The following is a 12,284-nucleotide window of genomic DNA, read 5'->3' on the forward strand; positions in this document are numbered from 1 at the left end:
TCGGAACTAATTTAGCAATAACACAGGTTTATTAGATTCTGACAGAATTTTTTTAGTTACATGTCCGAGGTCTTCAGAATGTCCTAATCCGCGTGTTCCTAAAACTATAATGTCCACGTTGAGATCGTGAGCAGTTTTAATAATTCTATTTGCAGGATCACCGACTTTGACGATCCTTTCACATCTTTTTGAATTCTTTATGAGAATACTGGATAAAACAAGACGCCCTTCTTTTTCAATTCTCTTTAATAACTCTGTATCGTATTCGGAAGCAGTAGCATTATCTTCCGTACCCTCCGGCCATTCAATTATGTGTAACACATAGATTAGAGAGTCCAATTGAAAAGTATGACTAGCGTAATCTAACGCCCTTATGGATGGCATAGAACCATCTACCGCTACGAGAATTCGCTTGTAATTTGTATTCGCAGTAGAACTCTCTAAATTGGAATTTACAGTGCCGTATAGAGGAGATAGCAACATATTTTCATCTTTTCTAAATAGAAACTTTGACCGGATGACAATCATAAGATTGGATAAGACCGTTGAAATTTCTCGTTTCGACTCAATAATTGGTTTAATAATAAGAAAACAAGCAGCTGCAAGTGTCCAAAAAATACTTAGCAAGATCCAAAATAAGAAAAATTCAAAAGAAAAAATGTATCCTGAAAAAAACAAAGGCAGTGGCCAAATTACAACCAATATGAGAGTAAAAATGATCCCGTATTTGTATCCAAATAATGTTCTCTTTTTTAAGAGATTTTCATCGTTATCTTCCTTGATTAATGACCTGATTCTTTCCTCTACAACGACAATTCGCTGTTTTGTAATATTAAAATTAAAGTTATCAGGTTTGATTAAACTTCCCAAAATAACGAACGCAAAACCAGTTGCAAACGATGTCAAATTGCCAAAAAGAAGTGGAATATCATGACTTGTAGATAAAACAGAAATATTTCCATATAATGAATATGCTGAGAAAAGCCATACAAAAATACCAGCCAACAGACCAAATAATGCAGATAGAGATGCAGAAGTCTTGTTGGTTTTCTTCCATATTAAGGATAATGAAATAGGTCCAACCGCAGACCCGATTAGAATACCCATCGACAGGTAAATGTATTGTAAGTTCAGTCCTATGTGAAACAAGGATAAGGAAAGCACACCTATTCCAAATCCAAATGCCAAGACAGAATATTTAGATATCCTCATCAACTGCCTGCCAGACGCTGAAGGTTTAAAGTAAGTTCTATAGATATCGAATGTAAATAAAGATGAAAACGCAACAAGTTCGGCGGATCCTGCGCAAGTTACCGCGGTAAAAAGCATAGTTAGAATAAGTATGCCCCCAACCTCTCCAAGGAGTGTCGAAATGGTTATTGGAGCAACCAATCCATGACTAACTTCTGATGGAGAAAGGTCCAAGTGCAATGCAATTCCTGCAAGTCCAAGGGAAGTTGCAAGAGCGAAAGGAATTGCAAACCAGGCCAATCCACCAATAAAAAATCCCTTGATAAGAGATTTGGGACGCGAGGCAATTGCTCTTTGCCAAAAGGCTTGATCGACAAAAACAGTTCCAAAATTTCCAATTATATTTATTATTCCAAAAATAAGTGCACCAATTGAGGCCAAGGTAAGGAATGAACCACCAGAATTGCCCTCCACGGGATTTATGGTGCTTGCCAATTGGAGACCTTCAAACAATCCTGTTATTCCGCCAATATTGGGATTAAAGAAATAGATGCCTGTTACCAGTATTAATATCGCAATAAAAATTAGAGAAGTATTTAGATAGTCTGCAAAGAATGTGGCCTTTAAACCTCCAAAATAAGTATACATCATGATACTCAAAGGGATTATGAAACAAGCAATAGTAATGTCAATTCCGGTCAATGCATTTAAAGCCGCAGCCCCTCCTAGGACTAGCATGGCAGTCACAATAGAATTGGCCAATAGTGCAAAAAGCAAAAATACCTTATGACCAAATTTTCCCAGTCTAAGATATAGAAATTCTGTAAAAGTGTGAGAAGATGGCGCCCTTTTTTTCAACTCTAAGGCAATTACTGCAAAAAGAATGATCTGGATGCTAGCCCCTGCAGCATACCAAAATGGCCCACCAATACCATACTTGTAAGCAACAGTTGAGGATTCTAAAAGTGTGGCAGCCCAAATCCAAGCAGAAATAACAGATGACGCCAATAAACCGCTTTTAATATTTCTCCCAGCTGTAGAAAACCACTCAAATGTTTTCCGAGTTCCAAGCCACTTTGTATCTACAAAAATGAGCAATAACACGAGTGCTGTCATTATCAAACCACCTCCAATAAAGATCAGATAACCAATTTCTTGGGAGAGGATGAATGACAATTGTTTGATAAAGTTAAATTGATTTATTTAAGTTGATCTTGATTCTCTGGTGGTTGCTGTTAGTATTTTTCTTGTTATCTACGAAATTAAGTAGTAATTAACTCGAAATTGAAGTTCTAAACTATAAATAATTTGATCAATAACTTTGTACATCACATCAATGATAGATTCGATAGACGAGTTAATTCTTTCTGCTTTGAGTAAAGACGCCAAGCAGGACTTGAATGAAATTTGGGATTTTTTAAGAAATTACGGTCATAATTTGAGCTTAGAAGAGATAGATTCACGCATAAAGACATTGGAGGATGAAAAAATAATCTCAAGGTATACGATTTCTATCGATACAAAAAAAGTAAGGCACAAAATAATCAGAGTTGTTTTGGTTACCTTTAGACCATCTCAGCATTTGAGAAGCAGGGTAGAAGGATTAAAGAAATATCTTGAAGATGCCCCCTTTGTATTATTTTCTGGAAGAACTAGAGGAGGATATGATTGGATTACCATTCAGGTATTTGCTTCTCCAGAGATTGCAGATGAAGAAAGCGATATTTATAGGAATTTATTTGGAGATATTATCCAGACGTATGAGGTATATGACTTTTCCCCTTTAAAGGAACCTACCTTCAATGCATTTACATACACCGAAAAAGAATATAAAAAATTCTTAAATGAATGGATGCCTCCGTTTCTTGGAAGATGATCAAGTAATTATTTGTGGTATTTTTTGAATCAAATATCTCGTCCTTTCAAGTATTTTGCCGTTTTAGTGATTTTAATATTCTTGAATCGAATTGTATCGTCTATTAGGGAGTGAATTTTAAGTCTCATGTCCATCAAAAAGCTTACGACATCTGTGCTTTGTTCTGGTTCAAAGTTTAATTGAACTTCCTCGATTATGCTATCGAGCCTTGCAAGTGTTATTTTTAATGCTAGCGTTGTTTTTTTAGTTATCTTCAGAGTTTTAATGTTTTTAAGATTAATATTTTCGTTAGCAATTAATTCCAAATCATCTCCTGACAAACCTTCTTTAGAAAATACTGCCTTGACCTCTCTAATCTGTCGTATTGTCAAATCATTTTCTATAATGTGATCGGTAAATTGAGCAACGTTACTGGGAGAAAGAGTAGTCAATTCAAGCGCTTGACTTACGCTTAATTTGTTTAGCATAATTTTTTCCTTAACATCCTGAGGGAGTTTTAGTAATTGTATTCTGTGAGAAACATACTCTTCGCTTTTTCCTATTTTCTTGGCCAATTCAGTAACACCTCCCCACCCCAAATCCTGTACATATTTTCTAAAAGCCTCGGCTTCCTCAAGAGCGCTCATAGATTTTCTCTGGATGTTTTCAGTTAACTGAATTTCAAATGCCTGTTTGTCATTCATCTCCCTAATCTTGCAAGGAATATGACGCCATCTAAGAGATTTGCATGCATAGAACCGACGGTGACCGGCAACTATTTCAAAATTATTCTGATAAGGACGTATCAAAATGGGTTGAAGTAACCCATGTTCTTTGATACTTGAAACAAGTGATTCTACTTCTTGATAATCATTGAATTTATCTCTAATTGAAAACTGGGATGGTCGAATCATCTTAATTTCGATATGTTCCACTATACTAGTATCAAACGCATGCATAAAATTAGATAAGTGACGTAGTACTTATACATTTTTGTTTTTATTAGCTGAACGTAAACATTTATAGAATTTTTTTGCGAAATTATACAAATTATATCCATAAAATAGATAATTTTATAAATTTCATCAAAAATAAAGTTCTTAATCCAGTCTAAAAAAAACACACAACACATAGGTATGTACATCTCGTTCTCATCCAATAACTTTATTGCGATGGCGATGGCGATGGGAATTGCAATGTTCATTGCTCGTTTATTATTAAGATACTTTTATAACAATGACAAGTGCAAATAGAAAAATAAATGTTTTCTAAAATTTTAGTAGGTATAGATGGATCCGAGTATTCAAGAAATGCTGTAAATTATGCTTTAGATCTAGCTTCGAAATATGATTCAGATTTATTTCTTCTGGCCATTGTTCCTTCTAAAGTTCATCATGGTGATTCTTCAGGGGTGTTTGGCATGGTTGCCCCGTCTTATTTTCAAGAATATAAGAAGGAGGCAGAAAAATGGTTTGAGGAAATTATAGCCTACATTAACAATAACACAACCATTGATACCAAAACTAAAGTAAAATCAGAGGTAATTACTTCACCTTTTTCTACTGCAGCCTCAATTCTAAACTATGCAGAAGAAAGAGATGTGGAACTGATAGTTATAGGCACCAGGGGAAACTCTGGCTTAAAGAAAATGTTACTTGGCAGTGTTGCAACAGATGTTGTGACTTATGCTTATTGTCCTGTGTTGGTTATTAAATGAGTAACTTTTCATTTGTCTATTTCTTTTACTATTTTATTCAACATTGATGGCTAATTATTTAGTTAGATTGAGATGGTACTGGTAGTCATAATTAATAATTAATAATTAATAATTACTAAATCAGCTCATCTCTATGCAGTCTATCTAATACTGGCTTTAGGGTGTTACCAAGTTCCTTTTCCCCTAGCATCATATCCGAGTCAACGCCTAATACTATAGATAGGATATTTCTATCCTCCCTAGCAGTATAAACTGAACTTCCAATTATCTTAAATTCCTGGCGATTGTCTTCAATCCATTGTTTCCAAATTCTAGTCCGTTGAGCATTTTCCTCTAATGAACTGATTACATAATCCAAATGTATTCCTTCATTATTATCGAGTAATTGAAGCTTGATCATTGGAAGCATTAAATTTCCTCCCTTTACAGATTTCTTTTCCTTATTCATTTGCTCTATGATCTTATCTTCTATTTCATGATCAGCAAGCGATTTATCATCCTCATGTTCATGGATATCGATATTGTAATTTGGAAAAAAGTATCCGGTTAAATTCTTATCCCAATCGTAAATTTTGTATACACTATCGATATATTCTAGTTTCCACAGGTTATCATTCTTATTTCTTCTTCCAAACATTACAAGATAAAGAGAGAGACATTTGGTATTTTAATTTGACAAGATAGGGAATCGAGATGAGAATATGCTGCAAGATATAGATCTGATTTTGAATTGATCGCGATACACACACGCACAAGCTCTTTCTCTCTTTCCTTGCAACTTACCATGGGAGCAAGAAGATGGAGGATAAATCAGATCGAAGTGTTACTAATTTCTTTTGTTTATGAACAAAAAAAAGATTTTGTATTAGATTTTGTATCTTTCTAATTCGTCGAGACCAATTTTTAAGAACACTTCTGCACCGTTAAATCCATCTATTTGACTTTTTGGCAAACTATACTCCTTCCTATCTCCCTGTGAAGTTATTATCACAGAATCAGCATTTACAGCATCCACGTTTCCAGCATCATCGTAGTCTCTTGATCTAACATTCTTATGAATAATGCTTTCCCAATCTAGTACTGAATCGGCCATTTCGATTCACCATATATAATCGGTCAATAATTATTTAAAGATGTTTATTAATTAACAAAAATACGTATAATATGATCATATTTTTGTAACATTTATATCTTTTCTACTTTATTTGTAAATAAATAGAATAAATGGATCCCTGGCTTTTTGAACCAAGCCGTATTAAGACCGTAGGAAAGAATAGAGTGATTTCGAAAGCACATATATATAAAAAAACTGCAATTTTTAGAATAAATACTATGGCTCCGATGAAATTCTCAAGATTATCGAATAGCTGTTTACACTGGGTGGAAATGTGTACTGGAATAATAGAATGGCCATAGATGATTAAAGAAAGGTTCATTCTAGTCTTTTTAATCGTTTCAAGAACATGAGTATTTTTGCTTATTTATTTCCCTGAAATTCAGGAATTCTAAATAGATTCCTCGCTGTCTCGTAATATTACTAATAGTTACTCAGCTAACGTATTTGCAGAATAACCGAAACTATATGTCAACAAAACATGAAAGAATATATAAAATACAATATATAAGATATCATGGTTTTAAACAAAAACTATGCTAATGTTCTGATCATTTGTTTTTTTACACTTTTACTGCTGGTATCTTCTTCTGTACAGTACTCGATTGCTTCTGCGACTCAATCTCCTCTTCAAACACAATGCCTAAGTTTTCCAAACACAGTAATTAACGGCATTTCAAATTCAAACGGTGATAATGATGATAATAATAGTCCATCAGGTCTAAAGATTCAAGTCAATTTATCTAATAAAAATATTGCCGATATTGGTCCTCTTACTATTTTCATCATTACAACGGAAGGAGAATGTGCAACAGCAGAAATTAACCTAGATTCAGCTGAATCGGTAGGGCAAGAAATGCAGTTAACATTTGAATTTGAACCAGGCGTTATTAACGTAAATGAAAAATTCAATGCTTGTGTTGAAACTTCAATTGATTTTGATTTTAAATGTGTATTGGGTTCCAACAGTCCTTCAAAAGTTCCTGAGCAAGTCTTTTTAGAGGTTCCTATAAAAAATGAAAATTCGTTTGTGAATTAGCAATGGCTAGACACAATCTATCCATTTATTGACATGTTCTAATCAATATGAAGTGAGGTTTGCGCATACTTATTTAAGTTGTTGAAACCGTCACTGCCACTAACATCAAAAAATATAAATCTAGATTGTTCCTATTTTGGTTATTTTATCAGTCAATCATGATTTGAATATCTTATGATGTATCAATAGAACAAAATGTATTAATTATCCTAAAAAGAGAAAAGAGTATCCTAAAAGTGGACCAGACAGAGCACGGAACTCGAAGCTCCTCCTTCAAGTGTATCCTTACAACCTGGCTGGGTCAAAATAAACAAACAAAAAAATTCAAAAAGTTATGTTTGTACCTTCCTCATAAAAAACTATATAATTTACACCAGTTAATTCAGTGTCAAAGTCTTTTACCACTTGGATATTAACTATCTTTCTATTTTCTCTCTCTAGAAAATTAGAGATTTCCTCCATAATGGTATTACTCCATCGAAATATTTCTTGTTTTAACATAAAGTATGTTGATAATAATGTATTTAAAACTGAATACTAATCTGATATATGCACGTGTGTATATGTGTGTATGTGACAATCTATTCATTTATCTTTCTGATTCAAACTCTGATAATATTAGACTTGTTCTAATTTGTGAACAGAACCGGAATTTTTTAAATATATATTTATTATTTGTATTATAATTCAGTGTATGAATACTGTCGATTGTATTGCCACAAAACTGGATATAAGGGAATTCAGGTACTGATAATGTACCCGAAAATGTAATATCTACAATTCTAAATTCTGCTAGATTCAGTGGTAGTGGTCTAAATACTCAACATTGGCGATTTATAGTAATAAAAGAGAGAAACAATATAAAAAAATTATCTGAAGACAGTACAAGCGGGCAATGGGTAGTTGGAGCAAATTTTGCCATCATTTTATTAACAGATCCAAAATATGGATTTCATTTACTTGATGCGGGAAGGGTCATACAAAATATGCAACTATCTGCATGGGATAATGGAGTTGGTTCCGGAATATATACGGGCATAAATGATAGTAAAATGAGAAATGATTTCAAAATCCCATTGAATCTGAGTATCTCTGCTGTTTTAGGTTTTGGCTACCCTAAAAAGTCCATTACAGGAAAGAGAAAAAACCGTAAACCAGTAAACGAATTGGCTTTTAACGAGGTTTATGGAAATTCAGAAAACATAACCCAATAAAAAGTAAATAAGAAAATAAGAAAAAAATTTAATATTGTGTGTATTATATTATATTGGTAACATATGTCAAGGCCCGTTCCAAGTCATTTTGAATTTATGCTACTATACCATATCAACACCTATAAGGCCTCCATTTCCCCAGTTCTCCTTGGAAACCTCATAAATTAATACTCTTATTTTTTCTTCTTGTGTCTTCATAATTCTTGCTGTTTCTCCTGTCAATACCTTTATCAATTCCCTTTTTTGTTCGACTGTTCTTCCCTGACTTATTGTAATTTGAATTACGGGCAATTAATTATCTCATTAATTCAGATAAACTTGTTATTATATAATATTGCTATTTATTAGCTATGACGTGTGAACTAATCTTTTGCACCAGTAGATGAAAACAGAAATATTTGTTTTACAGTTTCAACTTCTGAAGTGTCAACGAAATGGAGCGGAGATGAAAATCATGGGCTTGAAAGAAATAGGAAATTACTTCTCAAGTAGTAATAGAATTGACTTGATAAACTGTAAAAATTCTGTTTGCGGAATAAAAAAAACCAAGACACGATATTCGTATTTATCTCAGCATACAATGTATATTTTATAGTTGTATAGTACCAAAGATAAAGTCAAAGAGATTTGGAGTTCAGGAGATTACAGAAGCCGGGGCCAATATTTTCCACCAGTATCGGCTCGTTTAACAAGATATGTAAAATTGCAATCAGACGATTCAGTTTTGGATTTAGCATGCGGATATGGTAATACTGCTATTACTGCTCGGGCAATTGGGGCAAAAGTCACTGGGATTGATATTACTCCAAAACTTTTGGCACTAGCTAAAGAAGAAGAAAAAATTTCAAATGTTAGTGGAATCGACTGGAAAGAGGGCGATGTAGAGGACTTGCCATTTGAAGACGAATCATTTGATGTTGTATTATCGACTTTTGGTCACATTTTTGCGTCTAATCAAGAATTAGCAGGTAAAGAAATGATGCGGGTCCTAAAGCAAGGTGGACGTCTAGGTTTTACAAGCTGGCCTCCAGAATTGGCTGTCGGCAAACTTTCAGATGTTGTTTCCAAATACAACCCATTTCCACCTTCTGAAGCATTTTCTCCTTATAATTGGGGTGTTGCTGACAAAGTGAAACAACTTTTGCCATGTATCAAAGGCATTTATTTTGAAAGAGATACTATTAAAATTCCAATTTTGAGCCCTCACCATTACTGGCAAGATACTATCACCAAAGCAGGTTTTATGATTCAGATAATAGAAGCATTGAAAAAACAAAACGAAAAAGATAAAATCGATTCCTTTAGAAAAGACTACATAAAGACTTTGGAGCATTATATCTGCGATAATGAATTAAGATTGGGCTATCTTATAACGGTCGCAACTAAGCAAAGAAGTAATAACAAGCCAACATCATAATAATAGTTGGATCAGGCACAGATGTTGCAAATAGGACCAAAAGAAAAATAAGAGTTGATACATAATCAAGAGCAAGTAACACCTTTGATTATTAAAGTCGATTTGAATTTTCTTCCTGAAAATCTAAGGTCACTGATCATTAAATCAAAAGTGCTAAATCAATATGCAATCAATATTGAAGAAGACGTACCCGAAAGATATGAGGAGAAGTCAGGTGGCATCTACAAGTTTGAATTCAATGGATATTTGTCTGGATTCAAGGACCTTCTCAAACTTGTCTTGCAAAACAATTCTATAAACGACTATGTTGTTGCAGAAGATCTTCAGTATGATAACACTTTAGTCGTACTAAAAGACGGTGACATACAACAGCTTGATATTTGGCTTTGTGATATTTGCGGGTTGGCTTGTGCTAGTGAGGATGAAAAGTACATTCACCAAAGAATACACTATTTTATCTAGTTCAGGGGTTGGTGAACAAATTAACATAAAAAAAGGATTTGATAATTTAGTTAATGGTTCATTGAAAATGACCTTAACAAACTTCACGAATAGCATTGATAATAGAAAGCAGAAAGAGAAAGGGAGAAAAATTTGTAAATTCTCTCAAATAAACAGAGGTTATGGAATTTCTAAGAAATAGGGACATTTATCACGAGATCAACTGCTGCACTAATGGTACCTATTATAAGAACACCATGATTTACCATTGTGTTTTCCTATTTTATATTATTTCTAATTTTTGTAACTTGAATCTACTCAGGAGAACGATATCCTAAAATTAGCTTATTAGATAATCCCTACAGCTATTGTATGTATATGAAATACAATATAATTCATAAAACCCATAAGTTTTATAAATCTTTAAACAAATAGATTTATTTGTACAATTGAGTATATTTTCGTAATTGGCTACATAATGGTACATGTATTTAAACCATTTTATACAACCATAGTATATGCTTGGAACACTTTGGACGATTATTTTAATCATCGTAGCAATCATAGTTATAGTACTTTTACTAAGATTTCTTTTCGGAATATTGGTTATAGCTCCTGTAGGACTGGAATCCGTTCAAACAGGCACAGCTGTCGATATGTTGTTGCCACTAGTCAATAACATTTAGTTGATAGCGGCAAAACATCATAGAGCATTTATCGGAGAATTCTACCATCAACAAAGTTAATGTAACCAAATTAGCGAGACAAATTTAATATGCGAGTGATACTTTAGATTATTTATTGCACTATCTGTCCGCTGGATTAGAAAAGTGAGATTTTAGTCTACCTAGTCATTAGATTACCTGGTTTAACTCTTCTTTAATAATATATTCAAGTCCAAATAGACTTAATTCCATCTCAACGTTTGTCTTCTTCGAGTCCAATAACAATCGATCTATTTGGGTTAAAGGCATTACATGAGCTTTCTCATATAATGAAAGTCTGACCAAAAATGGTAAACTTCCTGTGGTTATATGTTCCTACTATGCAATTTGGCCATCAGTTCAGTGTCCAATTTCATGATTCTACTGGTCAATGTTCCGCTTGAAAGCTCATAAGCTGACAGGGAAATTATCAGTGGTATTTGCTACAACAACCCTTATAAAGTATATAATACGTTAAAATTTATCTTTGATTGGTAAAATAGATTTGAAAATTTCTAAGCGAATTTGATTATTAGTTATACAATTCGTAGAATATTTGTCATTACTAGAAAATAACCATGGATAACTAAGTTATAGTCGGCGTTAAGGTAAATTGAACAAAGATAATTTAAGAAATAAGGGCTAAATTTTGGTTACAAAAATAAGGATCTTAACCTTTCCTCTATACTATTATATGCAGTTATATACTATCAGATTCTTTCAGTATATTAATGAATAAAAGAAATACAAAATCATTTTTTGTATCATCAATGATCGCTATGTTGGTAGTGGCAGTGTTTGCAATGGGATCCCCCGTTGCAATATCCCAATCTTTTGCTCAGGGTAACGACACCAATTCCAATGACAATGGTAATGGTAATGACAATGGTAATGACAACAATAACGATAGTATCGGTAATGTAGATTACAGTACTGTACTTTCAGGTGATCAAGAGGTTCCACCAGTAAACACATCAGCAGCTGGAATTGCAGATTTTAGTCCGTCTGATGATGGAGACAGCATTGATTATACTATTACTGCCGATGACATAGAAGCAGCAACAGCAGGACATATTCATTTTGGAATTGAAGGTCAGAATGGACCAGTAGCAGTTACTTTGTTTGAATTTGATTCACCTCAAGACGAGGTTTCAGAAAGTGGAACTATTAATGCCGAAGATCTGTCTGGCCCCCTTGAAGGAATGCAAATTTCTGATCTAGTTGATGCTTTTAACGACGGAAACGCCTATGCTAATATACACACAGAGCAGAATCCAAATGGAGAGATACGAGGACAGATAATTAGCGAAGAATTGCAGGAAGATACAGAAGAACAATAACCACCACTCTTTTTATCTTTATCGTGTATGCTATTAGTGGTAATAATTTTTTTTATTTTGGTTGATTATATGTATGATTTTTCAAATGCTAAAATACTACTCAAAGATGATTTGAGACAAAAGTAGAAGATATATCTGCATTTTATATGACAAAGATTTTTAGAATATTCTATGAGAAGTAGCTAAAGGTACTATTTTTTGTATTATAATTTTTTATCCCTCCTTAAAGACTATTATTTTATTTTCAAATTA

Annotated in this window: 14 protein-coding genes; 8 read left to right on the plus strand and 6 right to left on the minus strand. The window is 33.4% G+C overall.

Translation table 11 applies throughout. The features are described from left to right. Positions 1-6: 6 nt before the first annotated feature. Complete coding sequence (locus tag ACMT7R_RS06260; protein WP_415310765.1) at positions 7-2,367, minus strand: sodium:solute symporter family transporter; 2,361 nt, start codon at positions 2,365-2,367, stop codon at positions 7-9. Between the two features lie 160 nt (positions 2,368-2,527). Here ACMT7R_RS06260 and ACMT7R_RS06265 point away from each other — a divergent pair, with 160 nt between their 5' ends. Beyond that, positions 2,528-3,067, plus strand: a complete 540-nt coding sequence (locus ACMT7R_RS06265; RefSeq protein ID WP_415310766.1) for an Lrp/AsnC family transcriptional regulator — start codon at positions 2,528-2,530, stop codon at positions 3,065-3,067. Between the two features lie 29 nt (positions 3,068-3,096). On the opposite strand, the gene ACMT7R_RS06270 is transcribed toward ACMT7R_RS06265, so the two are convergent. Then, positions 3,097-4,005: a ParB/RepB/Spo0J family partition protein gene (locus ACMT7R_RS06270; RefSeq protein WP_415310767.1), complete on the minus strand. Its 909-nt coding sequence runs from the start codon at positions 4,003-4,005 to the stop codon at positions 3,097-3,099. 302 nt (positions 4,006-4,307) lie between these two features. Here ACMT7R_RS06270 and ACMT7R_RS06275 point away from each other — a divergent pair, with 302 nt between their 5' ends. Continuing rightward, positions 4,308-4,763: a universal stress protein gene (locus ACMT7R_RS06275; RefSeq protein WP_415310768.1), complete on the plus strand. Its 456-nt coding sequence runs from the start codon at positions 4,308-4,310 to the stop codon at positions 4,761-4,763. Between the two features lie 115 nt (positions 4,764-4,878). Here ACMT7R_RS06275 and ACMT7R_RS06280 read toward each other — a convergent pair whose 3' ends face one another. Next, positions 4,879-5,400, minus strand: coding sequence for a hypothetical protein (locus ACMT7R_RS06280; protein WP_415310769.1), 522 nt, complete (start codon positions 5,398-5,400; stop codon positions 4,879-4,881). Positions 5,401-5,628: 228 nt separating this feature from the next. Beyond that, positions 5,629-5,856, minus strand: a complete 228-nt coding sequence (locus ACMT7R_RS06285; RefSeq protein ID WP_415310770.1) for a hypothetical protein — start codon at positions 5,854-5,856, stop codon at positions 5,629-5,631. A 538-nt stretch (positions 5,857-6,394) separates the two neighbouring features. On the opposite strand from ACMT7R_RS06285, the gene ACMT7R_RS06290 reads away from it, so the two are divergent. After that, complete coding sequence (locus tag ACMT7R_RS06290) at positions 6,395-6,916, plus strand: hypothetical protein (protein ID WP_415310771.1); 522 nt, start codon at positions 6,395-6,397, stop codon at positions 6,914-6,916. Positions 6,917-7,240: 324 nt separating this feature from the next. On the opposite strand, the gene ACMT7R_RS06295 is transcribed toward ACMT7R_RS06290, so the two are convergent. Then, a complete protein-coding gene (locus ACMT7R_RS06295; RefSeq protein WP_415310772.1) occupies positions 7,241-7,378 on the minus strand; it encodes a hypothetical protein in 138 nt (45 codons plus the stop codon). Positions 7,379-7,695: 317 nt separating this feature from the next. Here ACMT7R_RS06295 and ACMT7R_RS06300 point away from each other — a divergent pair, with 317 nt between their 5' ends. Next, complete coding sequence (locus ACMT7R_RS06300; protein ID WP_415311644.1) at positions 7,696-8,130, plus strand: nitroreductase family protein; 435 nt, start codon at positions 7,696-7,698, stop codon at positions 8,128-8,130. 102 nt (positions 8,131-8,232) lie between these two features. Here the strand turns inward: ACMT7R_RS06300 and ACMT7R_RS06305 are convergent, their stop codons facing one another. Then, positions 8,233-8,421 (minus strand): tautomerase family protein, encoded by a 189-nt coding sequence (locus ACMT7R_RS06305; protein WP_415310773.1) that lies wholly within the window; start codon positions 8,419-8,421, stop codon positions 8,233-8,235. 304 nt (positions 8,422-8,725) lie between these two features. On the opposite strand from ACMT7R_RS06305, the gene ACMT7R_RS06310 reads away from it, so the two are divergent. The 4 genes from ACMT7R_RS06310 to ACMT7R_RS06325 all read left to right on the plus strand — a co-directional run bounded on the left by ACMT7R_RS06310 (position 8,726) and on the right by ACMT7R_RS06325 (position 12,032). Next, positions 8,726-9,547, plus strand: a complete 822-nt coding sequence (locus ACMT7R_RS06310; protein ID WP_415310774.1) for a class I SAM-dependent methyltransferase — start codon at positions 8,726-8,728, stop codon at positions 9,545-9,547. An 84-nt stretch (positions 9,548-9,631) separates the two neighbouring features. After that, positions 9,632-10,009 carry a hypothetical protein gene (locus ACMT7R_RS06315; protein ID WP_415310775.1) on the plus strand — a complete coding sequence of 126 codons (378 nt, stop codon included), beginning with the start codon at positions 9,632-9,634 and terminating at the stop codon, positions 10,007-10,009. Between the two features lie 497 nt (positions 10,010-10,506). Continuing rightward, positions 10,507-10,674, plus strand: a complete 168-nt coding sequence (locus tag ACMT7R_RS06320; protein WP_415310776.1) for a hypothetical protein — start codon at positions 10,507-10,509, stop codon at positions 10,672-10,674. Positions 10,675-11,423: 749 nt separating this feature from the next. After that, a complete protein-coding gene (locus ACMT7R_RS06325) occupies positions 11,424-12,032 on the plus strand; it encodes a CHRD domain-containing protein (protein WP_415310777.1) in 609 nt (202 codons plus the stop codon). Positions 12,033-12,284: the final 252 nt, after the last annotated feature.

The sequence above is a fragment of the Candidatus Nitrosocosmicus sp. FF01 genome, assembly GCF_047711275.1.
GTDB lineage: Archaea > Thermoproteota > Nitrososphaeria > Nitrososphaerales > Nitrososphaeraceae > Nitrosocosmicus.

Excerpts from the sequence above, each read along its gene's own strand:
- ACMT7R_RS06275 (WP_415310768.1), top strand. The coding sequence starts at position 4,308 with ATGTTTTCTAAAATTTTAGTAGGTATAGATGGATCCGAGTATTCAAGA.
- ACMT7R_RS06325 (WP_415310777.1), top strand. The coding sequence starts at position 11,424 with ATGAATAAAAGAAATACAAAATCATTTTTTGTATCATCAATGATCGCT.
- ACMT7R_RS06320 (WP_415310776.1), top strand. The coding sequence starts at position 10,507 with ATGCTTGGAACACTTTGGACGATTATTTTAATCATCGTAGCAATCATA.
- ACMT7R_RS06290 (WP_415310771.1), top strand. The coding sequence starts at position 6,395 with ATGGTTTTAAACAAAAACTATGCTAATGTTCTGATCATTTGTTTTTTT.
- ACMT7R_RS06270 (WP_415310767.1), bottom strand. The coding sequence starts at position 4,005 with ATGCATGCGTTTGATACTAGTATAGTGGAACATATCGAAATTAAGATG.
- ACMT7R_RS06285 (WP_415310770.1), bottom strand. The coding sequence starts at position 5,856 with ATGGCCGATTCAGTACTAGATTGGGAAAGCATTATTCATAAGAATGTT.
- ACMT7R_RS06295 (WP_415310772.1), bottom strand. The coding sequence starts at position 7,378 with ATGGAGGAAATCTCTAATTTTCTAGAGAGAGAAAATAGAAAGATAGTT.
- ACMT7R_RS06280 (WP_415310769.1), bottom strand. The coding sequence starts at position 5,400 with ATGTTTGGAAGAAGAAATAAGAATGATAACCTGTGGAAACTAGAATAT.
- ACMT7R_RS06265 (WP_415310766.1), top strand. The coding sequence starts at position 2,528 with ATGATAGATTCGATAGACGAGTTAATTCTTTCTGCTTTGAGTAAAGAC.